At 42.9% G+C, this 24,611-nt stretch carries 19 protein-coding genes and 2 riboswitches; of the genes, 11 read left to right on the top strand and 8 right to left on the bottom strand.

The features are described 5' to 3' along the window. Positions 1–88 (bottom strand): IS66 family insertion sequence element accessory protein TnpA (gene tnpA, locus G337_RS29520; RefSeq protein ID WP_425414424.1); only part of this gene is annotated, 88 nt, incomplete at its 3' end. 904 nt (positions 89–992) lie between these two features. Here tnpA and G337_RS0104885 point away from each other — a divergent pair. The 5 genes from G337_RS0104885 (at position 993) to thiQ (ending at position 8,000) form a co-directional block, all read left to right on the top strand. Next, entirely contained in the window at positions 993–2,780 is a 1,788-nt protein-coding gene (locus G337_RS0104885) for a sialidase family protein (RefSeq protein ID WP_028862879.1), read from the top strand. Positions 2,781–3,417: 637 nt separating this feature from the next. Beyond that, complete coding sequence (locus tag G337_RS0104875) at positions 3,418–4,350, top strand: sensor domain-containing diguanylate cyclase (RefSeq protein WP_028862878.1); 933 nt, start codon at positions 3,418–3,420, stop codon at positions 4,348–4,350. 103 nt (positions 4,351–4,453) lie between these two features. After that, a riboswitch (TPP riboswitch) is annotated at positions 4,454–4,629 on the top strand. Between the two features lie 52 nt (positions 4,630–4,681). Then, on the top strand, positions 4,682–5,668 hold the full coding sequence (thiB, locus tag G337_RS0104870; protein ID WP_028862877.1) for a thiamine ABC transporter substrate binding subunit: 987 nt from the start codon (positions 4,682–4,684) through the stop codon (positions 5,666–5,668). Between the two features lie 13 nt (positions 5,669–5,681). Then, complete coding sequence (thiP, locus tag G337_RS0104865; protein WP_028862876.1) at positions 5,682–7,277, top strand: thiamine/thiamine pyrophosphate ABC transporter permease ThiP; 1,596 nt, start codon at positions 5,682–5,684, stop codon at positions 7,275–7,277. Between the two features lie 18 nt (positions 7,278–7,295). Beyond that, the gene (gene thiQ, locus G337_RS0104860; protein WP_028862875.1) at positions 7,296–8,000 is read left to right on the top strand and encodes a thiamine ABC transporter ATP-binding protein; all 705 of its coding nucleotides are present in this window, start codon (positions 7,296–7,298) and stop codon (positions 7,998–8,000) included. Between the two features lie 208 nt (positions 8,001–8,208). Here thiQ and G337_RS0104850 read toward each other — a convergent pair whose 3' ends face one another. The 3 genes from G337_RS0104850 to G337_RS0104840 all read right to left on the bottom strand — a co-directional run bounded on the left by G337_RS0104850 (position 8,209) and on the right by G337_RS0104840 (position 15,739). Continuing rightward, complete coding sequence (locus tag G337_RS0104850; protein ID WP_028862874.1) at positions 8,209–11,118, bottom strand: HD domain-containing phosphohydrolase; 2,910 nt, start codon at positions 11,116–11,118, stop codon at positions 8,209–8,211. Between the two features lie 198 nt (positions 11,119–11,316). Continuing rightward, positions 11,317–11,961: a trimeric intracellular cation channel family protein gene (locus G337_RS0104845; RefSeq protein ID WP_028862873.1), complete on the bottom strand. Its 645-nt coding sequence runs from the start codon at positions 11,959–11,961 to the stop codon at positions 11,317–11,319. Positions 11,962–12,295: 334 nt separating this feature from the next. Beyond that, complete coding sequence (locus G337_RS0104840) at positions 12,296–15,739, bottom strand: MGH1-like glycoside hydrolase domain-containing protein (protein ID WP_157619226.1); 3,444 nt, start codon at positions 15,737–15,739, stop codon at positions 12,296–12,298. Positions 15,740–16,492: 753 nt separating this feature from the next. On the opposite strand from G337_RS0104840, the gene G337_RS28555 reads away from it, so the two are divergent. Beyond that, positions 16,493–17,044, top strand: a complete 552-nt coding sequence (locus tag G337_RS28555) for a hypothetical protein (RefSeq protein WP_028862871.1) — start codon at positions 16,493–16,495, stop codon at positions 17,042–17,044. Then, positions 17,031–17,252, top strand: coding sequence for a cysteine-rich CWC family protein (locus G337_RS25650; protein WP_037027085.1), 222 nt, complete (start codon positions 17,031–17,033; stop codon positions 17,250–17,252). The genes G337_RS28555 and G337_RS25650 overlap by 14 nt, the downstream gene beginning before the upstream one ends. A gap of 65 nt (positions 17,253–17,317) precedes the next feature. Here the strand turns inward: G337_RS25650 and G337_RS0104825 are convergent, their stop codons facing one another. Continuing rightward, positions 17,318–18,124, bottom strand: a complete 807-nt coding sequence (locus G337_RS0104825) for a Cof-type HAD-IIB family hydrolase (RefSeq protein WP_028862870.1) — start codon at positions 18,122–18,124, stop codon at positions 17,318–17,320. Positions 18,125–18,307: 183 nt separating this feature from the next. Here G337_RS0104825 and G337_RS0104820 point away from each other — a divergent pair, with 183 nt between their 5' ends. The 3 genes from G337_RS0104820 (at position 18,308) to G337_RS25645 (ending at position 20,112) form a co-directional block, all read left to right on the top strand. Further along, positions 18,308–18,559 carry a hypothetical protein gene (locus tag G337_RS0104820; RefSeq protein ID WP_028862869.1) on the top strand — a complete coding sequence of 84 codons (252 nt, stop codon included), beginning with the start codon at positions 18,308–18,310 and terminating at the stop codon, positions 18,557–18,559. Positions 18,560–18,676: 117 nt separating this feature from the next. Next, the gene (locus G337_RS0104815) at positions 18,677–19,072 is read left to right on the top strand and encodes a hypothetical protein (RefSeq protein WP_028862868.1); all 396 of its coding nucleotides are present in this window, start codon (positions 18,677–18,679) and stop codon (positions 19,070–19,072) included. A gap of 131 nt (positions 19,073–19,203) precedes the next feature. Beyond that, positions 19,204–20,112, top strand: a complete 909-nt coding sequence (locus G337_RS25645; RefSeq protein WP_051302970.1) for a magnesium chelatase ATPase subunit I — start codon at positions 19,204–19,206, stop codon at positions 20,110–20,112. Positions 20,113–20,234: 122 nt separating this feature from the next. Here G337_RS25645 and mrdA read toward each other — a convergent pair whose 3' ends face one another. The 3 genes from mrdA to G337_RS0104790 form a co-directional block, all read right to left on the bottom strand. Then, positions 20,235–22,133 carry a penicillin-binding protein 2 gene (mrdA, locus tag G337_RS0104805; protein WP_028862867.1) on the bottom strand — a complete coding sequence of 633 codons (1,899 nt, stop codon included), beginning with the start codon at positions 22,131–22,133 and terminating at the stop codon, positions 20,235–20,237. Between the two features lie 300 nt (positions 22,134–22,433). Next, the gene (gene add, locus G337_RS0104795; protein WP_028862866.1) at positions 22,434–23,429 is read right to left on the bottom strand and encodes an adenosine deaminase; all 996 of its coding nucleotides are present in this window, start codon (positions 23,427–23,429) and stop codon (positions 22,434–22,436) included. A 24-nt stretch (positions 23,430–23,453) separates the two neighbouring features. Continuing rightward, positions 23,454–23,553, bottom strand: a riboswitch (purine riboswitch). 153 nt (positions 23,554–23,706) lie between these two features. Next, entirely contained in the window at positions 23,707–24,204 is a 498-nt protein-coding gene (locus G337_RS0104790; RefSeq protein WP_051302968.1) for a PaaI family thioesterase, read from the bottom strand. A 95-nt stretch (positions 24,205–24,299) separates the two neighbouring features. Here G337_RS0104790 and G337_RS0104785 point away from each other — a divergent pair, with 95 nt between their 5' ends. Next, positions 24,300–24,611 (top strand): DUF134 domain-containing protein, encoded by a 312-nt coding sequence (locus G337_RS0104785; protein WP_157619224.1) that lies wholly within the window; start codon positions 24,300–24,302, stop codon positions 24,609–24,611.

Raw genomic sequence — 24,611 nt, 5'->3', positions numbered from 1 at the left:
TATTATTGCAGAATTCCACCACGGATAACCCGCTTGCCTGCTGCTGTTCAATAAGTGCGGTCCACTTCTGACGTGTTTTTTCCTGCATGTGTATCTCCAATAATGAGTTTGGAGATACTGTAATGAACTACGCGAGGCAGGTGAATGTGCTGTTTGCCGGACGATTACATAAAAAGTATGCCGAAGGCATTTCCTTTCCATGTGAAGTAGGGCGAGTTTGCCGGCAGGCAAGTGTACGAGCGGATGAGCTCTGCGAATCCTGTTCCATTGCCAAGCTTGCTTTCTATAAGCAACCGATACAAATAGCCCCACTGGTTAGTTCTGGTGGGGCTTTTTTAATTCCTGCGATTTATACCAATTCCGTTAATTAATACCAATTTCGTTAATTAAATGATCTATTTAGGCGTAGGAAAAATGGATGAAAGCAAGGCATTGATTACAGTAACTTGTTGCTCTAATTGCAAAATCAATAACGAAGCTAGCATCTATTTTAACCAGCATAAATGAGTAGATCATAAAGTTTGTTTTTGGCGAAATAAATTATATGAGATTGCCACCTACCGTACAAATTTCAAACAAAGATCAACTGCCCTTAATAAAACGGTGATCTAAATCTATATTTTGACGCCTCCATGTTGAAGTAAAACTCCATTAATACCATTATGACGCCGCACTTTGATCGGCTGGTGTTTTTTGGAGTTTTGCTTCATTAACGCTGTTCTATTAGCTGTTTATGAAAGCTTACTTAGTTTTCAATGGGTTGGCGTATATAAAAAGAAATGGACTCACATCCACTTCTAGATATAGGAGCTTAAGTCGGCACTTTCCTAAAGCCTAAAGATCATCGTAAGTGAAAAATAAACGTGGTTGATAATTCAAGCTGCCGTAAAAGTATGAAGGATAAAAAATCATGCCCTATTTACAGGGCAGTTAATAATCTTAATAACTGTCTAAATTATTACGTTATTTTATTGTATATCAGGAGAAAAAAGATGAAGTTACATAAGTCTATACTGCCGCTGTTGTTTTTAGCGCAGATGGGTTGCACAACTGAAGAAATTCAGCCGCCACCGATTGAAGAAAGCCAGTCGCCGCAGATAGTTGGTGTTCCTCCTGCCGATGCAGGAAGAGGTTTAGTGCGCGTAAGTGAGAATGAAATTCGTCACTATAATGGTGGGGAAGGTTACGACGGCCGTAAAATGCAGGTAAGTAGCGATAATGGTCTTACGTGGCAAGAAAGCTTGGCCTCAGCATCATATCCTCCTAACTTTGGAGGGATTGATAAGGAGTCACCAGCTATTGTCCCTAACCCCATTACTGGAGAATATATACGAGTACAGCCAATCGATGGTTATGTTTTTATTTCCAATGGAGGACTTGACGGCGAGTGGGCCGCTGTGACTAAAGATGGTCAACTTGACTATAACTGGGAGCAAGGTGACAAAGGGAACTACCTGACTCTTGGCGGAATTATGCGTAGTCCGACTTTCGTGAATAATGGTCAACGAATTTTAATTCCATCACATGAGATGCGCGAGGGCACAAGATTACATATTTCAGATGATGGCGGTTTAACCTGGCGCACCTCTCAAGACATAATCTCAGCACCACCGCATGAAAAAGATGAGATCCACCAAGGTGTGCGATGGCTTAATAGTGGAGTTGAAGGCTCAATTGTTGAGCTTAGAGACGGACGCCTTTGGATTCTTGTTCGCACCTCTCAAGATCAATACTACGAAGCGTTCTCCTCAGATTTTGGGGATACATGGACAGAATCACAGCCTTCTCGTTTTTTCGGTACATTGACTATGCCGACAATTGGACGCTTGAAGGATGGGCGTCTGCTTGCTCTTTGGACAAATACGATGCCCTTACCTGAGAATCTAGGAGCTCAAGATGATATGTGGGAAGATGTTTTTACAAATCGTGATTCTCATCATGCTGCAATCTCTGACGATGATGGTAAAACATGGACTGGATTTCGCGAGGTCATCCTAGATGAACATCGCAATCGTAGTGATTATGCGACCTATGAGGGTCAGGAAGATCGGGGGAAACAGCAAAGTGAATTTGTCGAGTTGGATGAGCATCGAGTTCTTATTTCCATTGGACAACATAAAGAGCATCGCCGTTTGATGATTATGGATACGCGTTGGCTTTATGAAAAAGAACGAAGTGAGCACTTTGAAAACGGTCTAGAAAATTGGACTGTTCATAGCTATATCCCGGAGGTAAGAGGGCATGTCAGTTATGATCGAAAGCAATCATCTCAACTTGTCGATCTTATCGATAAGCCTGAACATCAAGCGCTTCAAGTCCGGCGAGTGAGTGATTCGGAGCTGATTAATATTGAAAATAATGTCAATTATGAAAAAGGCGGGGCGACTTGGAATTTTCCGAATGGAAAGAGTGGTCAAGTTGATATTCGCTTTATGTTAAATGAACATAGTGGTGGAACCCAAATCAGCCTCACTGATCGTTTGTTCAATGCTGTTGATGAAACAACTGCGCACTATGCTGTGTATACTTTAAATGTTACGCCAGGAGAGAAACTTGGTGAGCATGTACTTGAAGCTAACCGTTGGTATACCCTTAGCTTACATTGGAATGGTGTGGAGAAAAACTCGGATGCTCAAGTTTTGCTTGATGGGGAGCTCGTGGAAAGGCTCGAAATTAGTAATACCAGTCCAAATGGCGTTAGCTACCTTCACTTTATATCGACAAGTCTAGAAGCTGATGACGGGATGTTAATTGAATCTGTAGAAGCTTCGGTTAACTAACAAAGGGCCAGTAGAAAATTTGAAGTGTAAAGTGCTGAGCAAAAAGTCGATGTAGTTGAAAAAATGAAGTAAGCAGGCTTTTTAGAGTTCGCCAAGTAAAACCAATATAAGCCGCCGCTATGTTTGGGGCGGCTTAATTACGCGAAGTCACAGAAATGATAAACACAGGTTATTGTGTAAGTTGTTTGCTGTATACGCTGCTCAGACGTGGTCCCGTCAACGTCAAGCAAAGCTTCCACTATTACAGCGAACTTCCTTATGCCACTAGCATAAGGGTTTCGCCTACATTCTCCTCCGGACCAAGGGAGCCTGCTTTCCTTCCCATTCCTAACTCAGAAGTGAAACGCAGCTGCGCCGATGGTACTGCGAGTATCGCGACAGCGGTGTGGCACGAGCTGGTGAGCTCTGCGAACCTAAGCATATTGCTTCCTTGAACCTTGATCAAGGGACTGCAATACAAAATGGTCTCCCATATGAAGTCGGGGTGAGTTCAGCGCCAGCTGAGTGTCACGAACGTGCTAAGCTCTGCGTGCCATGACTATCGCCATCAGTTAGCTGCTGCTCCTTAGAAAGCAGGAATCACCCTCTGTTCTACACTTATAATACAGATACGGATTAGTCTGTTAAGTGAGTGCTTATGCTTAGTATCAGAAGCTCAAAAGAACAGCTCAACGCTTTACTGTTTGACGTGGTCAGAGAGAGTCAGGATGGTTTTAGTATTTTTGATCAGGACCATATGTTGATTTTCTGTAATGATAGGTTTGCCGGTCATTTTGGTCTTAGCGTGGAGCAGACTGAAGGATTAACTTTTACAGAAATTCTGCGAAAGTCTTATCTTTCCGGTGACGGTCTTTATATTGAGAATGGCGATATAGAGGGATTTATTACTAAGGTTAGTATGGATTTCGAGGATGTTTCGTTTAAAGCTTTTGAGCACTTGACGGTTGACGGCAGCTGGATTAGAGTTTCCCGCTTTATCAATTCAGATGGTTTTATTTTTCTCTACAGCACTGATATTACAAATTTTAAAAATACTGAATCACAATTGCGCCTGGCTTTAAGTGATGTTGAAAAGCTGGCCTCGACGGATCTTCTGACCGGTATCAGCAACCGCCGTCATTTTTTTGAATTAGCAGAAATTGAGTTTGAGCGAAGTCGGAGGTATGAGCATAGACTTAGCTTGTTAGCGCTGGATATTGATTATTTTAAGCGTATTAATGATAACTACGGACACCGTACAGGAGATCAGGTGCTGTTAGCATTAACAGAATGCTGCCGGAAACTGCTGCGAAGCAGTGATATATTTTCTCGTCAGGGAGGTGAAGAATTTTTAATTCTGCTGCCGGAAACTGAACTGGTTGATGCTTCACTGCTGGCGGAACGTATTCGCCAGGCAGTGTCTGAATTAAGAGTCAGTTATGGCGATGATGTGATTTCTCTAACAACCTCTATCGGATTAAGTGAATTATCCGACAATACGGAAACTCTGGATCAATTAATGAACCATGCAGATAAAGCCCTGTACAGGGCAAAAGAGGCTGGACGCAACAGATCTGAAATCTGGTTCTAGCTGTTATTTATAATCTTCCTGTCACCGCCAGCGCTGTCTGGCGGTTTTTATTTCTAATAAATAAAGCTTTAGGTGCCTCCGTCTGACTTTGAGTATACAATAGCTCTTCTCAACGGGGTGCTTATCTATACCCACGATACTTCAAGATGCAAAGACCAGCTAACGGCTGATAAATGCATTTTGACTGGTAACGGGTATATAGGCTGAGATTGTCAACCAGACTAAACCCGTATACCTGAACCAGATAATACTGGCGTAGGAATTGAGCTTATCAAGTCTTTCAATATGATCTGCTTCTTTTTTATGCCTTATGCTATATACGGAGCGCATAGTGAAAAAAATTCTTCCTCTTCTTGCCTTTTCAACTTTGGTTTCAATGCCGGCGGCTGCCGATAAACTCGTTGTTTATACTTATGATTCCTTTGCTTCAGAGTGGGGCCCCGGCCCTAAAATCAAAAAAGCATTTGAACAGGAGTGTGCCTGCGAGCTGGAATTTGTTGCGTTAGATGACGGTGTTTCAATATTAAACCGTCTGCGTTTGGAAGGAAAAAACAGTAAAGCGGATGTGCTTCTTGGTTTGGATAATAACCTTATGGCAGAAGCTGCCAAAACCGGGTTATTAACCGAGCATAAAGTGGATACTGCTGATATCAGGCTGCCCGGCGGCTGGTCTGATAATACTTTTGTTCCTTTTGACTTTGGTTATTTCTCCTTTGTGTACAATAAAGATACATTACTGAACCCGCCGAAAAGTTTAAAAGAACTGGTTGAAAAGCAGGATGATATTAAGGTTATCTATCAGGATCCGCGCACTTCAACACCGGGGCAGGGCTTAATGCTGTGGATGAAATGGGTTTATGCTGATCAAGCTGATCAAGCCTGGAAGCAGTTAGCGAAAAAAACGGTTACTGTCACTAAGGGCTGGTCGGAAGCTTATAACATGTTCTTAAAAGGGGAGGCTGATATGGTACTTTCCTATACCACCTCTCCTGCGTATCACATTATTGCCGAGCAGAACAATCAGTATATTTCAGCTGATTTTTCTGAAGGGCATTACACGCAGGTTGAAGTGGCGGCGAAAGTGAAAAGCAGCACGAATGAAAAACTAGCGGATCAGTTTATGGATTTTATTATCAGCGATCAGTTTCAGTCTGCCATACCGACTGGAAACTGGATGTACCCGGTTACCGATGTGCCTCTTCCTAAAGGTTTTAAACAGTTAACTGTTCCGTCTAAATCATTTTCCTTCACTGCTGAGCAGGTCGAAACTAACCGTAAAACCTGGATTAGAGAGTGGCAGAGCTCTTTAATTTATTAAGTGAAGTTTTTTGATGACTAGTAAACTTCAATCTTTACCCGGATTAATTATAGCCGGGTTTATTTTGCTTTTTGTCAGTGGTGCTTTTTCAGCACTGCTGCTTCATTCTCCTGGTTTTGATCTTGCCGTGCTGTGGTCAGATCCCTATTACCGGCATGTAACGGCATTCAGCTTTTATCAGTCTTTTTTGTCGACATTACTGAGTGTCGGACTGGCGATTCCGGTTGCGCATGCTTTATCAAGGCGTTCTTTTTTCGGCAAAGAATTATTACTTAAATTATTTGCCGCAACCCTGGTATTACCTGTATTAGTTGGTGTTTTTGGTTTACTTGCGATCTACGGTAACAGTGGTTTAATCTCACAGCTGCTGGGCTTTTTTGATTATAAACTGCCGTTCTCTATTTATGGACTGAACGGTATACTGCTGGCGCATGTGTTTTTCAATCTGCCGTTTGCGGCGCGGTTATTACTGCAGCCGCTGCAGTCGCTGCCTGTAGAGAATCATAAATTATCTGTGCATCTCGGTATCAGTCACTGGAATAAGTTTAAACTAGTGGAGTGGCCCTGTTTACGCCAGCAGCTTCCGCATGTCTGCGGATTAGTATTTATGCTCTGTTTTACCAGTTTTGCCACAGTAATGGCATTAGGAGGCGGGCCGAAATCAACCACTATTGAGCTGGCCATTTATCAGGCTATCAAATTTGATTTTGATCTGCAGTCAGGTGCATTGCTGGCGTTATGGCAGATGATACTTTGCGGTACTCTGGCCGTTATAATACAGAGGTTTTCTCGCCCTGTGCCGCTGACCAGCACCACCACATCATCAGAGCCTGTTCCGTTCTGCGACTCTAAGTCAGCCAGATGCTGGGATCTCTTATGGATATCTGCAGCCGCTGCACTGGTTATTCCGCCTTTGTTGATGGTTATTATTAACGGGCTGAATGCACAGTTTCTAGCTGTTGTTACTGATATCTTTTTCTGGAGTGCAGTTAAGAACTCTTTGTTAGTTGCTGTTTCTGCCGCTTTTATCGCACTTATCGGCGGGGTACTTATTCTTATTACCAGCCGTTCCTGGCGTTTAATCGGTTTACAGTTTAGAGCTGATAAAATAGAGCTGCTTGGTGCTATTATTCTCGTTACTCCGGGGCTGGTTATCAGTACTGGAATTTTTCTGCTGCTGAGGAATATAACCGATCTGTTCAGTCTGGCGCTGCTGATTGTGATTGCTGTGAATGCTTTAATGGCGCTGCCCTATGTGATTAAAACCCTTGCCCAGCCGATGCTTCATATTGCCCAGCAGTATGATAAATTATGCTCCAGTTTAGGTATGTCGGGTTTTTCTCGTTTCTATCTTATTGAATGGCGGGCAATAAGAGTGCCGATTGTGCATGCATTCTCTATCAGCTTTGTTTTATCGATGGGGGATTTGAGTGCCATTGCGTTATTCGGCAGTCAGGACTCTACTACGCTGCCTCTTTATCTTTTTCAGCTGCTAGGCAGTTATCAGATGGACTCTGCTGCAGTTGTATCACTGTTTTTATTAATGCTCAGTGTCGCTCTTTTTGCCTTAATAGAAAAAATCATGGTGAAAAATAATGTTGTTAAATAATTGCTGTTCGAGGTGGCTATGATCAAATTCTGCAGTGTAAAGTACCAGTATCAGCAGGAGCAGTTCAATTTTGATATTGATATCGGCACAGGGAATATTGTTGCTGTGTTAGGGGCAAGCGGTGCCGGTAAAAGTACCCTGTTAAATTTAGCGGCGGGTTTTATTAACCCCTTAAGCGGTGATATTCAAATCGCCGGTAAGTCTGTTTTAGATGTTCAGCCGCACCGCCGTCCGCTGGCGATGTTATTCCAGGAAAATAACCTTTTTGCTCACCTTAATGTCGCAGATAATATAGGTTTAGGTTTAGATCCCGGGCTTAAATTAACCCGGGATCAAAAGGCAAAGGTAGCTGATATCTGCCGACAGGTTGGTATTGAGAAGCTTTTACCTCGCCTGCCGCAGCAGTTATCTGGGGGGCAGAAACAGCGGGTCGCTTTAGCCCGCTGTTTTGTACAGAATAAACCCCTGCTGCTGCTTGATGAGCCGTTTTCTGCTCTTGATCCTGTTCTGCGTGAAGAGATGCTTACTATAGTTAAAAAGTTAGCAGGTAAACACAAGGTAACTGTATTAATGGTAACGCATCATATTTCCGATGCACTCAATGCCGCCTCGCATTATCTGTTTGTTGAGCAGGGGAAGATATCAAGTGCCGGTGAGATAAATAATTTAAACGCCGAAAACCCTAATCCAAGTTTAAGGCACTTTGTACAGGCTGGTTTATAATACCAAATCCGATAATTTTCTATTCATTTATGCTGGTTAAAATGAATGTTAGCTTCGTTATTGATTTTGTAATTAGAATAACTAGTTACTGCAATCAATGCCTTGCTTTCATCCATTTTTCCTACGCCTAAATAGATCACCTAATTAACGGAATTGGTATAACCGTTTTGACCCGGCCGTACAATGCCGGGCATAGCCGATAAATTGATTAACTTAAATATTCGCTAATATTTACATCATCAATCTGATCTTCGCTTAAATAGCTCTGTGCATATTGTAAATATACGCCGGAGCTTAAAAACAGCTCAAATACCTGCGCATCAATGTGATTATCTTTTGCCATAAAACTCATTATCTTAATTGACTGGCTTAATGTTTTACGCTCTTTATAAGGGCGGTCTGAGGCGGTTAATGCTTCAAAAATATCAGCGATAACCATTATGCGTGCCGTAACAGGAAGCTCTCCGGCAGGCACTGCTCGCGGGTAACCTTTACCGTCCATTTTTTCATGATGTCCGCCGGCAATAAGCGGCACATTTTCGAGGTGTTTAGGAAAGGGCAGTTTAGATAACATAACAATGGTATGAACCATATGTTCATTAATAATAAATCTGTCTTCAGGTGTGAGTGTGCCTCGTTTAACTGACAGGTTATATAACTCGCCGCGGTTAAACTGATACTCAGGGGTTTTCATATTAAATCCCCAGGGATTACCTGGTGCGGTTAACTGGGCATGCTCCTGTTCTATAAGATGCTCGCGTTTAATCAGGTGCTCCATTTTATCTGCTAATAGATACTCTTTCTGCGGTAGAGACAACTCAGTCTCTTTATGACGCATTTTCTCCTGTTTGGCGATACCCAGTTTGTTATCCAGAGTTCTTGTCCAGGTTCGCTGTGCAATACTGCTAAGGCGCTGTATTTTATCGTCGGACATAAATTCGCCGCCGATATTACATTCTGCGACAAAAGTGAATTCCTGATCCAGCGTCGTCAGCAGCATTTCTCTCTGCTCTGTTAACTCTTTTTTATTCAGCCCTTGTGCTAACCCTTTCCAGTACTCTTTTTCTGTCTGCTCTTTAAGCAGTTCGAAACGCATACGTATTTCATGAATCCGATCATAGATAGTTTCTAATTTAGTCGCTTTATCAATAACGTATTCTGGGGTAACTATTTTTCCACAGTCATGCAGCCAGGATGCAATATGGAGCTCTTCCCACTGCTCGTCACTAAGCGCAAAATCTTTAAAGTTACCCTCTTTTTCAGCGCAGGCCGCCTGACTTAACATTTTTGTCAGTTCCGGAACGCGTTCACAGTGACCGCCGGTATAGGGCGACTGGCTGTCAATTGCGCCGGCAATCAGGTGGATAAAGCTCTGCAGCAGCTCTTTCTGCTCGGCAAGCAGTAACTGTCCTTCAATTGCTAAAGCGGAAAAACCAGCCATTACCTGAGTGAAGTTCTGCCTGCCCTGAAAGTTTGTCTGCTTTGTATCATTTATTATTGCTAACACACCCAGAGATTCTCCTGTTCGATTCGACAGGGGTAATAACCGCCAGCTCAACTTATCATGGTCTGTTATTAGTGTTTTTAAGAAGGGGCTGAACTGTTCTGGTAATGCGCTGTTAGAAGTATTGTTTTTCTGGTTTATATTCAGCTGAGAAATCTGCTCAGCAGTAAAAGTGAGAGACTTTAATTCTACCGCTAATTTATCATTCTGCTGCTCGTCCAGCTCGATAAAAGCGGCAAAAGCGACATTGAGGTTCTTTGATTTATCGGCCAGCAGAACCGCTGCACCTTTAGCATGGCTTAAAGAGATTGTTTCAAAGGTTACTTTTTTAAGAAGCTCCTCAAAGTTCTGCTTACCTACTAATGTTGCCGACAAGTCCTGAAAGTGACCTATCGTATTTTTCATGTCGCGGGTTACATTAACTAATTCATCTATCTCTTGAATTAAAGAGTTGGTCTTTATCGGCCGGGAAAAATCAAAATCTTTAATAAACTGTAGTTCACTGGTGAGCTGGCGAATCGGCCGGGTTAATTTTTTAGAAAAATACCAGGCGGCCGGCAGGGTGACTAAAATAATCAGCAGAGTAATAAACACCGTTTCGTTACGCAGCTCATATGCCTCATCTAATAATTCATCAATTGGTACTAATTGTAATAAATAGAGGTGAGTGTTTGTCTTCATATTCGATACTTTGCCTAACCACTGCCGGCCGTCGTAGGTAAACTCTGTACTTCCATGCTGATGCTGATAATTATCAAAAACATATTGTAAAACGGGGTGTCGGATTTCTGAGATTGTTTTTTGTTCAACAAATTTACCCGACTCTGACAGCAGCTCTTCTGTCTCGTTATAAGCAATAACCTGGCCCGATTCATTAACAATCATTATCTGAGTGTTTTCAGATGACTTAAATAGTGCCAGTGAATTGGAGAGGTCATTTAATGAATAATCGGCGCCGATAATGACATCGTGCTGCTCATTAAACAGTGCCATGGTAAGGCCTATTTCCCGGCTGGAATGAAATCGATAGGGATCTGTGATAGTGCTCGCTGAGTTTCTTTTAGCTGCCTTGTACCAGGGGCGTTTTTCTGTATTAAATTGAAAGTCCGGCTCTGCTGTTTTTAATGTCAGCTGCAGATCCTGATCATAAAAGTTATGAACAGCTTTGCCGTTAGTAACTGATGTGCTCATATAACGGCTCTGCGGCGGGGCGTTATATTGTGTTACATACTCTTTTGCATGGATTTTTCTCAGCAGAAACAGATCATTGTTCGGATATGAGATAAATAATGATTTTGTACTCTTTCTGTCCTCTAACATCTCTTTTAACATAGGAACAAACTTTAATCTTTGCTGGAGATCCGCTTCGGGTAATTGCGAAACAGCTAAGGCTTCAAGCAGAGTATTGATATGAGATGTCTCACTTTTTATTATGTTTGTCAGCTGCTGAGTTGTCTGCGCAAAAATTAATTTTCCTGAATCCAGCATGGTTTTACTTAACTGGTTATAACTGTACCAGCCGATAAACAGACCGCATAATAAGATCAGTACAGTAAATAATGAGGTAATATAAAAGTGCAAACTAAATCGTTGTTTCACTTGAGGTTCAAGCATCACTGCAGTCCTTTGAATAATCGTCTGTTTCATTTATTTTAACAGAGCAGCGTAAGAATGTATTTGGCGGAGATGATACCTTGCCTGCATTAATACAAGGTTTTGTTTGCTATCGAGAAGCAGAGCGGGGGAGATTAGAAGACATAAAGCTAAGCAGCGAAAAGCAGACCGGCTGCTTTTCGTTACCGCTAGTACAAATTATTCACCTTTTCGGCTGGTATTTTCTTCTAATAATTCATGTTCAAAATGAAATACGGGTAAGCGCCAGCTGAATTTCAGGGCCGCCATACGCAGACTGAAGCCTGTGATCAGGGTTATAATTACCGCGATAGAATCTTCTAAGCCGTACCACAGTAGTCCGAGGTAGAGAGCTGCTGCAATTAGTGCAACAGAAGCATATAACTCTTTATGTAAAACCAGCGGCGTCTGGCGGCAGATCAGATCTCTTAATAATCCGCCGAATATACCTGTTACAATTGCTGAAATAATACAGATAAGCGGATGCAGCCCCATATCGAGCGCAACGCGGCAGCCGATAATGCTGAATACAACCAGACCGATAGAATCTAAACAGATAAACAGGCGGTGATTGCGTGCTACCCAGGGAGCAATCAGAGTGGTGAATACGCCGGCGACGCAGGTGATCATTATATATTCAGGGTGTTTAATCCAGCCGACGGGATAGTGGCCTAAAATGATATCACGCACCGTACCGCCGCCGATTGCGGTTGCACTTGCGACAAACATAACACCAAACCAGTCCATTTTTCGTTTTCCCGCCGAAAGGGCGCCGGTCATCGCTTCCGCTGTGATGCCGATAATGTAAAGAATGGTTAATAACATAATCTTGTTCTGTACTAAAAAAGAAAGGATTGTAGAGGAAATTTGAGGCCCTGGCTAATAGAAAATCAGACAATTTTAATTAAATTATTTGTCTATAAAATAATGGCTGATAATGAAACGGGCAGCAGTACGAAATGTTCCCTAATCTTTTGATTTTTAACAAAATGTAAAGTTTATTATTATATCTTTAAGTATCGGAAGCGCTTTCGGCTGGGTAGTTGTTAGCGGGTATTTTTGGTGTAAATGTGTAAACACATTTCCGGAAGAGACAAATATTACAAAAAAGCCCAAATGAGTTCACTTGGGCTTGCAGGTTAATTATTGTAAATACAGATCAGTCTACCAGAGGGCTGGCCGGCTGAATGCGGATAGATGCAATATCAAAGTTATTTACCTGTCCATCTTTGCCGCCGCTGGCGATATAAGTGGTGTTGCTTTCCAGATAACTCATATTGTAGAAGTCAGTAACTTCTAAAGAATAAGTTCCAGGAGCAAGGCCGGCGGCAAGTGGTGTTGAATAAACCAACGGTTTTTTACCATCTTTAACTGCCGCATGCGGCATCTGAATAACACCCTCGGCAACAACTGCACCCGCTGCATTTTTAACTTCCAGCCATTTAACGCCGTTGGTAACACCCAGGTTAATTGCATTGAAGTTATTGTGATACTGTAGCTGGATATGGTAATCATTAGCTGCACTTATTGTGATATCACTTACCGTCAGCGTATCGTTTAAACTGCCCCAGTTGTGCAGATAAGCTGTGTTAATCTGCTCATCAGCAGGTGTTGTGCTGATGTTTGAACTAACACGTGTATCTGTTACTGCAATAGTCTGCTTTGTACCAAAACAGACAGGTGCGCTGTGATGAGAGTAATTGTTGGTTTCTGTATAAACAGCTTCTACAGCATAACAAGTACCGGCAGCATCTGCAGCTTTAAGACTGTCAGTAACGACTCCTTTCGCTACATCAGTTTTCGCTAATGCGCCGTTACGGTACAGGTTATAGCTGATATTACCGGCCTGCGTATCACTGAATTCTACCGTCAGGAATCCGTCTTTATCAGCAGCAACACTGCTGATCAGCGGCTCTTTTGGTGCAAAAACGACGGGATCACTATTGCTCAGCGGATCTGCATCTACCATGGTAATAGCTGTTGAGCCGCTGATTAAGTCACCCAAAGTAATCACCAGGTTATTGCTGTCGCTTAAATCTGTAAATGCAATAGACTTAGGATCACTTACTGATTTATTGTTCAGGGTTAGATTCTGTAGTGAATAATAACCGCTGTCATCAGAAGCTTCAGGCAGTAGAATTTCTAGATTAATCACTTTACCTTTTAGTGTCAGGCCCTGTAATTTAATACTTGTGCTGTTTGCAAACTTGTCTCTGCGTAGTTCGCTGGTAATAAACGGGTTCAGGCTGATCCCTGTATCTGTAGTAGTAAGACCGAAGACATCTTCTATTACCATCCCCACATAAGCGCCGACAGACCAAAGCTGACGTTTAGAGTTAATCACCGGGCCGGATAACGACGGATTATCAAAGTCTAACAGGTTTGGTTTAAGTGATAACCACTCAAGGTTCTCCATATTAGAAAGGTTAAGTGCCGCCGCTCTAAACAGCGTCTGGTAAGCGGCATTTGCCACTGCTGTATTGCCTGTTTTAACAGCTGCTTTTAAACCGTAAGCAGTAACAAACGGCCAGATAGCACGGTTATGATAGACTGCAACATCCGGCTGCTGCGGGAAGATAACCGGTGCGCCCATGTCGCTGTGCGGGTAGTTTGCTAAAACTTTATCGGCACGTGCTGTATCTGCAATCCCGGTAATAATAACCAGCGACTGACCTAACCAGTCAAATTTATGCAGCGGCGCTAAATTCTGGTGTCCAGCCGTTAAGCTGCTGTACATACCTGCATCTTCTAACCAGAAACGTTTATTGATCGCTGTTTTAAGTGCTGCTGCCCAGCTTTCATATCTGGCCGCCGCCGCCGGCTCACCCTGTTCGCCTGCTAATTTAGCTGTCAGTTTAAGTGCCTGGTAGTGACCTGCATTGGTAGAAAGCGCTTTTGCACTGCCCATGCTGGCGAGATCTTTAGTTATCCAGCTCGCATAAGTCTGTTCACGCCAGTCAAGGAATGACTGCTCGCCGTTATATAAACCGTCAACACTGTCAAAAGCTGCAAGACGGTCATTCTCAACGGTATTAACTAATGCTTTATAAGCTTTTAGAGCAAACGCATCACGGCTTTCAGCAGGGAGGTTCTGCAGTGCTTTTTCTGCACCGAATGCCCAGGTTACACGGTCGGTACTGATCGGCCAGCTGCCGCCTGAGCCTGTATCCTGTACGATTTGTAAACCGCTGTCATCACCGGCTGCTTGAGCCGGTTTACCGGTACCGTCACGGTATTCAGAAAGTTTAAATTCTAATGATGTTTTGACTCGCTCTGGATCAAGCATTGCTAGACCTAAGTTGGCTGCATAAGAAAGATCACGCGTCCAGACATAGTTCCATTTTGCACCTGTTTCAAAACAGTTACAGTCAATTGCTTTACCGCCGTTGTAATTGCCGTCTTTAATTTCAGATACGCTGTTCTGCTCTGTTTCATTTACAGACAGTGAAAACAGTGCATCAAAGGGCAGATTACCGGTACGGATAGTAGGCTGTCCTGCTTTCTCTTCATATAAGACATAAGCATCACCGGGATCGCGCAGTTCCTGAGTGGTTGAATGGGCGTAGCTGCGGTACTGAACATCAGCTTTCAGAGCGGAAAAAGTCACTTCTTCCTCTTTATCATCGTAGGTAGTGAAAGTCAGTTTTTGTATTTTCTCATTACCTTCATGCGGGTTCACAATAACTCCTTCGCTTCCGTCTGATGCTGTTATTTTCAGCACAGGTGCTTTAGTATCCGAAGCATCAACAGTAAATTTGTAATAACCTGTTTCGGTAATAAAGAAGGTTGCATTTGCACCGCCGGGCAGCATGGTATAATTTGTATCTAATTCAGCTGTAAGCGCTTCTTCACCTAATACCCACTCGCTTGACCAGTCTGCCGCCGCCAGTTTGAATTCATGGTTGCCGGGAGCGACCTGCATGGTTACCTGATATTTATTATCACCGACATAACGCAGCTGGTTATCCGTACCCCAGCCGTTAAAACCGCCTCGAATATAAAGGTCATAGCTTAAAGGCGCGATATCCGGCGCATAACTAAATACCGGGTGAAGCAGATCATCTCCAACTTCTAATTTAAAATCATACAAGCCGGCCTGGGTGATAAGCAGGCCCATATTGGCTGCCGCGTCGCCGGTCTGCAGCGTATATTTCTGACCTGGACTGACTTGGGTCAGATTTTCTATATCAACGGTGAAACTTGTCTCCAATGTCCACTCTGCGTCTGCTACTTTAAATTCCGGCACACCCGCAGTAAATGCGACATTATTAAGATAGTAAGCATCATCTTTGAAAATTAACTTATAGGTATCTTCTGCGCCCCAGCCGCTGAAGCTACCTTTTAAATAAAGGTCAACCGCATAGGGAGCCACGGCCTTATCAGGCTGATCCGGTACGTCAGGCACATCCGGCTTATCTGGAACCGGGGTAACACAAGCAGTCTGCGCTTCATTCAAAACTTCCGGCGCCTCGCAGGTTAAGGGATCATTTTTAATGATGGTTTGTGTTTGATCATCGTCATTTGAACACCCCGTTAGTGCAGTTCCGCTGAACAGCAAAACAAGCGTCGCAACGCGTGTTTTGTTAAATCTGAAATTAGTCATGCTTTTTTAACATCCTATCTGTATGTGATTCTAGTAATACAGCTGTAAAAATAACAGAAGGTCTCTGTCATGCATCCCAGCTGTTTAATACCAGAGGCAAGGAGATTATCGGGAGCGGGAGAAGGAAGTTCTGCTGTAGACTCAGCTTTCCTTAAATCAAAGCGTAATAATCCTTTGCAGTACCGCTCGGCAACCTCGTGGAAAATGCAGTATATAGAGGCTTAATTCATAACGCTGTGATTTTTATGTTTTATTCTAGAGCCTCTAAGTAATTACTTTTTGTTACGCCTTGTTACCTTTTGTTACTTTCGTTTGTTTTTGTTTTATCTGGTGAGTGATGTTTTATTAGCGTTTTTAAGTCTTGGCAAGCAAGGCCGTGATACACTCCTTTTTGTGTTTTAGTTTAATGTTATCAGTTGCTTGGCTGCTTTTTGCTGTTTGTTGGCTGTGCTTTGCAGGAGCTGTTTGAGGCTCGCACAGCTGTTTGTTGATTCCTTTTGCATGTTATTTCATTTACTTGTTTTGTATCTTTTTGAAAGCTGTCGAGGCAGATGTTACGGCTAGTGGTCACGTTTACATCATAAAATGGTCATTGCCGGAAGGGGCTGAAGTTTGCCTTAATATTTACATTTTTCAGCTTAAGTTTTTCAGGAGTAAAAGTGTCAGTTAGTAGTGAATTGGGTTTTATAAGAGGGATAAATTTCTGTAATATAAACTGGTTTTTATTTTCTTATTCAGCTAAAGGAAGCGTCTGTGGATCATAATTTAAATAACTTTTTACAAGAGATTAGCGCGCCTGATTATCTTTTTAACGAGAGGGACTTTTTTGCTCAAGCAGGGAGTCTGCTTCAGTTGCAGCTGCGGGAATACTTAAGTCTAGAAAACCGCCGTGAGAACTCTTTTTATAAATCAGTGTGTACGGCGAGAAAATTAAATAATGCTGATACGGATAAGAAATTCTGGCAGGCATTGTTATCATTTGATTCGGTGCTCGACAGCTTTGTTATGCCGGAAAGCAGGTGTCAGCGAAACTGTAGAAAATGGCTGCGCTTTGTTAATATGATTGAAGAGCTGCAGGGCTATAAGGGCAGTCAGGTATTTTCTGCTGCGGGTATATATAAGAAACAGCAGGTTCGTTTGTTTTTTGCCGTGATGCTGACCTGGGAGCATCTGCGTTACATTGCGGGTAATGATGATCAGTTCAGCCCAAGTTCAGAGATTCTTGCCGTTTTTGCCGGTGATACGCAAAGTCATGAACACTCTCACGAACATTGTGGTGATAATTGTGACCATGAACACGAGTAGTGATAAAACCTGCCCGTTCTGTAAAGGCTTAAACCGCTGCCGGGCCGACAGCAGTAAACCCTGCTGGTGTTATGATCTGCCGATACCTGCATCGCTGACTGAGCTGGTGCCGGAACATCTTAAGCGTAAGTCCTGTATCTGCCGCAACTGTATTAATTTATATAATGAAAATGCACAGTTGTTTAAGCAGACTTATTTACTAAGTTAAGGCTGCAGAAAACACCGTTATTCTTAGAAATACAATAGCGGTGCTTTTTACGTATGCAGAGAGGGTTAGTTCAATACGTATTTTTCAAATACATGGGCAACGCCGTCTTGATCATTACTGGCAGTAATATAATCGGCATTCGCTTTAACTTCATCGCTGCCGTTTTCCATCGCTACGCCAAGACCTGCGTATTTAATCATCTCTAAGTCATTAGCCGCATCACCGACACAAATTATCTGCTCTGCAGTAAGTCCCAGGTGTGCAGTTAAAGCCGCCATACCCATGCCTTTATTACTGTCCTTATTCATAAACTCGTAAAAAAACGGCGTGCTTCTTGCCATTGAATATTTTTCCTGCAGTGACTGCGGCAGCTGTTCAACCGCTTTTGACAGTATCTGCTCCTGGTCAATCATCATCACCTTTAATATATCCTCATCCGCTTCAAGTTTATCAAAGTCAAATAGTGAATATTCAATACCGTTAAGTTTTGCTTCATACTCGGTATATTCATTTTCTTTAGGCGTGATTAAGCCGCGGGTCATGGAGTAAGCAAGAATATTAACGCCAAGTTTATCGGCTAACTTCTTAAGATCCACTGCATCCCGGCCGGTCAGAATGGCGCTGCTGACCACGCTTTTACAAGCAACTTTAAGGATTAATGAGGCATTGTAAGTCAGTGCGTAATCATCTGCGCCGTCTAAACCCAGTTCTTTTAATGTCGGCAGCATACCTTCAAAGGGGCGACCTGAAGCTAATACTACTTTTATTCCTTGTTCTTTGGCCGATGCAATCGCCTCACGAACTTTGCTGGTTAAGGCTTTTTCGCTGTTCAGCAGCGTGCCGTCCATATCTAAAGCAACAAGTTTATACATTAATTTTTCCCGATAATTTAAAGGATGCATAGTGTATTCAATATTTAATAAATAATCGAATAATGTTGATGCTGATTAAAGGGGCATTGATTAAGATCAGCCTGGCAAATCGTGAATCTGGCGTATATTTTTGCAGAAATTTTTAAGCTTACTGAAGCAGTTATTAAAGGAGCCGCTTAATAAATGGCTAAACCGAATAAAAAAGGACCGGTGCGGACGGTTGATATTTTCTGTGCCAGGTGTAAATGCCGACTGTATAAATACCGAAAGGGCGGCAAAGGGGCTCTGGTGAAATGTTTTAAAGAACGTATTTCTGTTGATTACACTATTGAAACATGTACCTGCCCGAACTGCGCTAGTGTATTTGCCCGTGAAGCCTTAGTGAGAGGCACGCCGGCTTTTAAAATAAATGCAGCGAAAGTGTATGTTAAATAGACAAGATCATGGATCAAAATCAAAGATTTCAACCGTCAGGCTTGTTTTAATTAGCGCGCATTAAACTGCAGCGCTTTATCGCTGAAAATGGACTTTTTATCTTTTAAGGAATAAACAATGCAGGAGCATGGCTCTTTTACGATCCGGATCGTCGGGCAGCTGATTCGGGTACAGGCATTCGGCGCCTGGAATTATGAAACAGCCAAACGCTTTTGTATCGAATATAAAGCGGCTGCTCAGTCTTTGATACAAGAGCCCTGGGCATGTTTATTAGATTTGTCTAAGTGGGAGCTGGCAACCCCGGATATACGCGGCTTAGTTGAAGAACGGAATCTCTGGGCAAACCGCAATAACCAGAAATATGAAGTAGTGGTCTGCAGGTCACCGCTGCAGAGATATCTGATAGAAAAAATGCTGCTTAACCTTAATAATATTGAACTTAATTTTTTTAAAGAGCAAAGTGAAGCGCTGGACTGGCTTCGTTCGGTTAATTTTGATCTGCAGTGCGCTTAGTTTTATAAATATTCTGCAGCGCATTCCCTCTTTTACGCCTGTGCACTATTAAATGCACTGTCTGGTTGTTTAGTAGCGTTATTGGGACTAAATTTGACTGTATAAATACCGCAGATTATCAGAGGTGTAATATGTCGTTAGTAAGCAGCGCTCATGGAACATCAGACGAAAGTTTAAAAATATTTCCTTTTAGTGCTGTGCAGGGACAGGAACGCTGTAAAAAAGCCTTAATTCTGGCAGCGATTAACCCTAAAATCGGCGGCGTACTGCTTTGTTCCCCGGCAGCCTGCGGCAAATCAACCTTATCCCGAGGTTTAATCGATATTTTACCCGGCACTGCGCAGCGTAATTCAGATTTTGTGACTGCATCTTTAACTGCCAGTGAAGAGATGCTGCTCGGCACCCTGGATTTAGACCATGTTTTAAACCAGCAGAATGTACATTTTTCACCGGGTTTATTGAGTAAAGCGCACGGCGGAGTCTTGTATGCCGAACAGGTGAATCAGCTTCCTGAACTGCTTGTTGCTCAGCTGCTTAATGCCGCCGGCAGCGGTGTGAACCGGGTTGAACGTTACGGGCTAAGTCATGCTCACCTGGCAAATTTTACTCTGATAGCAACAATAAATCCGGAACAGGGGCCGCTAAGTCAGCAGTTATTAGATCGATTTGGATTCGTGGTGCATTTGGACAGCAGCTATAGTCTTGCACAGAGGGTAGAGATTATTAAAACACGCCGGGCATTTGAGTCTGATCCCGGGCGGTTTTGTGAGTTCTATCAGATGCGTCAGGTGGAACTGCAGCAGCAGATTTCAGATGCCAGGGATCTTCTGCACAGCGTCACCTTCCCGGATAATATACTGAGCGATATTGCACAGCGCTGTGACGCTGCGCAGGTTAACGGTTTATGTGCAGATTTACAGTTCTCTCAGGCCGCCGGCGCACACGCAGCCTGGCAGGGGGCTCAAGAAGTTACAGCTGCAGATATTGATGCGGTTGAGCCGTTTGTATTGAGTCACCGTAAAAGCGGTTTATGTAAATAACTCGTCCTGCAGTGTTTGTAAATTGATGCTGGCGACCCCGGCTGCTGTATCTATAATTATTCGTTTACTGAGCTTCTTTACGCATGTTTACACTTCTAAGATTAATTTCGTCAGGATAATAATTAGTTATAACCATAACCCAGCTCTGCATCCATTAGTTTTTTCACTATAGGGGCGGCATTCCTTCCCCAGCCGGCATTTTCTAACACTGCACTAACCAGTACCTGCGGTTTATCAAGCGGAGCAAATGCAGTAAATAATGCATGATCTCGAGAAAGCTCGGCAATTTTAGAGGCATCATATTTATGAGTATCCGGCAGACCGAAGACCTGACTTGTTCCGGATTTTCCTGCCGCCTGGTAGGGCGAGTCTTTGAAAGCAAACCGGCCTGTACCTGTACTTATGACACGGCGCATGCCTTCTTCAACAACCGCCCAGTCGCTTTGTTTTACTGAACTTACTGCTGCAAAATTTTTAAATAACAACGGCGTCTCAACTCCATGCTCAATAATACTTTTTACTAAATGCGGGCGATGCACAAGACCTTTATTAGCAACAACAGAAATCGCTTTAGCTATCTGCAGCGGAGTTGCCGTCCAGTATCCCTGTCCAATGCCAACAGGAATAGTATCTCCCTGATACCACTGGGTATGATAATGTGCCTCTTTCCATTTTCGGGTCGGCATATTAGCTGGAGTATCCTCATTAATATCAATACCGGAAAGCTGTCCGTAACCAAATTTACTCATCCAGGCAGAGAGACGGTCTATACCTAGATCAAAGGCGATTTGATAAAAGAAGGTATTAACGGAGCGCTCAATTGCCTGATATATATTTACATCACCGAAACCACCGTGGCGATCATCTCGAAATTTTCGACTTTTGCTGTTGGGAATTCGCCACCAGCCGGGAAAGTTTCTGGTTGTTTCAGGGGTGATCACACCTTCAGAGAGAGCCGCCGCTGCAACAAGCGGTTTTACCGTTGAAGCCGGGGGATAAGCACCGAGGGTTGCCCGGTTAAATAACGGACGGTCCGGATCATTTAATAACTTATTATACTGCGCATAAGAGATGCCTTGAACAAACAGGTTAGGGTCATAACTGGGGCTTGAAAACATGGCTAAAACAGAGTTATCCCTCGGATCCAGGACCACAACTGAGCCCCGTTTATGTTTTATCTTTACTTTGCCGCTGAGCGGATCCGTTGTTGTTTCCGTCAGTAATTCAGCTGCATATAACTGCAGATTAATATCGATATTTAGTTTGATATCTTTACCAGAAACAGGCGGTACGTTTTCGATGGTACGCATAATGCGCCCGAGATTGTTTGTTTCTACTTTTTTATAACCGGACTTGCCGTGCAGTATATCTTCATAATACTGTTCGATACCCAGTTTGCCGATCACCCGGGTATTTTTGTAATTACTGTATTTTTCCTGAGCTTTTAGATTTTTTATATCGCGGTCATTAATTTTAGCGACATAACCTAAAACGTGAGTCAGGTTTTCTGCAAAGGGATAAAAGCGTTCATTATGCGCCTCGATAGAAATTCCCGGGAACTGGTATCCATTGACAGAGAATACAGCGACTTGTTTCTCGCTGAGCTCAGGAACAAGGGCAATGGATTTGAACTGCCTGGTTTGATTTACCGCTTCCTGAAACCGTGTTATTTGAAGGTCTGTCAGGTCGAGCAGTATTTTTAATTTTGTAAGGGCTGACTGCATATCAGCCACTTTTTCCGGGATGACTTCGAGGCTGTAAACCGCTTTATTATCGGCTAAAACCACACCGTTACGATCTAAAATGCGCCCCCGCTGCGGAGCAACAGCAATAACTCTAATGCGGTTGTCATCTGCGCGAGTTGTATATTCTTTGAAATCAATGACTTCCAGCTTGTAAAAGTTGGCTAATAAAAGGCTGGTTAATAATAATATTATAAATAATGAAACAATAATTCGGCGAAAGAAAATATCCTTTTCCTGTTCATGGTTACGAATATCATTCTGCTTGGGTTTATTCATGTTTCTGCTGCCGGCTGAAGTACTGAGCAGCCTGAAACTAACAGCAGCATGCTGAAAACAGGTAATGTTTCAGCTGTACTTATGGATAAAAGCAGAAAATAATACACTCAAACTTTGGTGATGTCTGTCACAACTGTGTAAATTATCATTACTTTATAAAAAGTCGTCAGGTTAACTGCATATTGGGAGCCGCTTATTACTGTCGTCGCTGAGAATGCCGCAGATATAAAAAAGCCGTAAGTTAAACAAGTTAACTTACGGCTTTATGAAGTACAGACTGAGGTTTAGTTCAGTTAAGGGTTATTCTGCGTACTGAAGCAGGTGCTGCTTTACTTCCTGTGAAGCAAATGCATGTTCAACACTGATTTTATAGATATTAAAGTAGTCTTCACGGCTCAGATCAAACTCTTCCATCACCTTGCGCACTTCATCTGTCATGGTGGTGTTAGAAACGGTACGGTTATCGGTATTGATAGTAACCAGTATGCCGTCTTTATAGAAGGCCTTCAGCGGGTGACTGCTGAGGTTGTCTACAGCTTTAGTCTGAACATTACTGCTCGGGCAGGTTTCCAGAGCAACTTCTTTGTCTTTTACCAGATCATAAGCCTCTGCATGTCCGGTAATATGGATACCGTGTCCAACACGCTCTGCGCCAAGCAGTGATACTGCATCATGGACATTCTGACCGGAACCCTGCTCACCGGCATGAATGGTAATTCGGTAGCCTTTATCCGCCGCATACTGCGCATAAGGAATGAATTCATGGCAGAACCCGTCCGCTTCGCCGCCGGCTAAATCGAATGCCGCAACGCCGTCTTGTAAATATTTTTCACCTGCGTCAACAACACCTTTAATGGTTTCTTTAGGCATATGTCTTAATAATGACAGGATGTAGTTACCCTTGATGTCATACATCTGTTCAGCTTTTTTCATGCCTTTTACAGCACTGCCGATGATCTGATCCAGGGTTAACCCCTGTTCCTGGTGCAGCAGGGGACCAAAACGGACTTCCAGGTATTTAACATTTTCTTTAGCTGCATCTTCAAACAGCTCAAATGAAATGCGCTCGATACCTTCTGCAGTCTGCATTACTGACAGCGGCAGCTCAAAGCGTTTCAGGTATTCGTCTAAGTTTAAGCAGGTCTCTGGAGCAATCATTAAGGTTCTAATTTCCTCAATGTTGTCCGTAGGCAGTGTCAGGCTCTGCTCACGGGCAAGATCAACTATTGTCTGCGGGCGCACGCTGCCGTCCAGATGGCAGTGCAGATCGATTTTCGGTAAGTTAAAGTAATTCATAAGTCTCTACCTTTATTTAGGCTACGTTAAAGTTACAGACTTCATAATCAAGAATTTAAGGATCTTGGTAGAAACTCCCAAACCATATCATTGGGATTATACGAAGCAGTTTAACAGCGTACTTTATCAGCATGATCTTTAGCCTGCAATCCATATCAGGATAGAGCTGCCGGACTTTTGTTTTTTTTATGATGAATATCAGAGGTGTAACTCGTTTTTAACTTTGCCTTTCTGATAACAGTTCAACTTTCTGCATAGATTCAGATACGACAAGCAGTTATTCAGCTTCCGATACTTTTTTCATAAAACGGGCATTACTTTTCACCATCAGTCTGCCGTTTACATAAAGTTCGGCCTCAGCTTTATACAGCGGCGGGTAAGATTTAATAACTGTGCCTGTGATTAAAATATCGCTGTTAAGCGCTACTTCATGAAGATACCTGATACTCATATCTGCAGTGACGGCTTCAATGTTCTGTTGAAAAACCGCCTGGCACATAGCCGCATCAAGCAGAGCTGCTAGAAATCCGCCGTGCATAATTCCCAGATAACCCTGCTGGTGGATTGTGCCTTTAGCATGTGCCCAGACCTGCTGATCGCCTGTGTGGTAGAAAATCAGGTTTAACCCTAATACAGCCTGCGGACCGCACAGCATGCAGTGTTGATGACTTGTACGTTTGTTTATCTGCACCAGAGTATCTAACCTCTGCTGCGGACAGCTGACCTGAATCATATCGATTAAAAGCTGCTGGTTATCATTATTTTCCGGTTTCATTATGCGGGCACCTTATTAGTAAATAAAAATAGTTATTGGCATATGCCAACAACTTGGGTAGAGTAGCATGACTATTACTAATTGAGTATTAAATTATGAGACCAAAAATCAAACGGCATATTTGTGCTGCCGGCTGTGCCAGGTTCAGTTTATTTAAACCCAACGGTGTACCCGGATCTGAGCTGAATAAAATTAAAATTGAAGCAGATGAATTTGAAGCGATGCGTTTAGTGGATATCCAGCAGCTGTCGCAGCAGGATGCCGCTCAAGAAATGCAGGTATCACGACAAACCTTTGCCAATATATTAAAAAAAGCCCGGTACAAAGTGACTAGTGCATTATTCAATGGTGAAGCTCTAGTCTTACCTGAAAACAACCATTCAACTGAAAAATCAGAAAAGGAATAA

Origin of the sequence: Psychromonas aquimarina ATCC BAA-1526 (genome assembly GCF_000428725.1) — a bacterium.
In the GTDB taxonomy this organism is placed as follows: Bacteria; Pseudomonadota; Gammaproteobacteria; order Enterobacterales; family Psychromonadaceae; genus Psychromonas; species Psychromonas aquimarina.
Note: the sequence above shows the minus strand (reverse complement) of the source record. Positions and strands in the feature narration are given on the sequence as shown.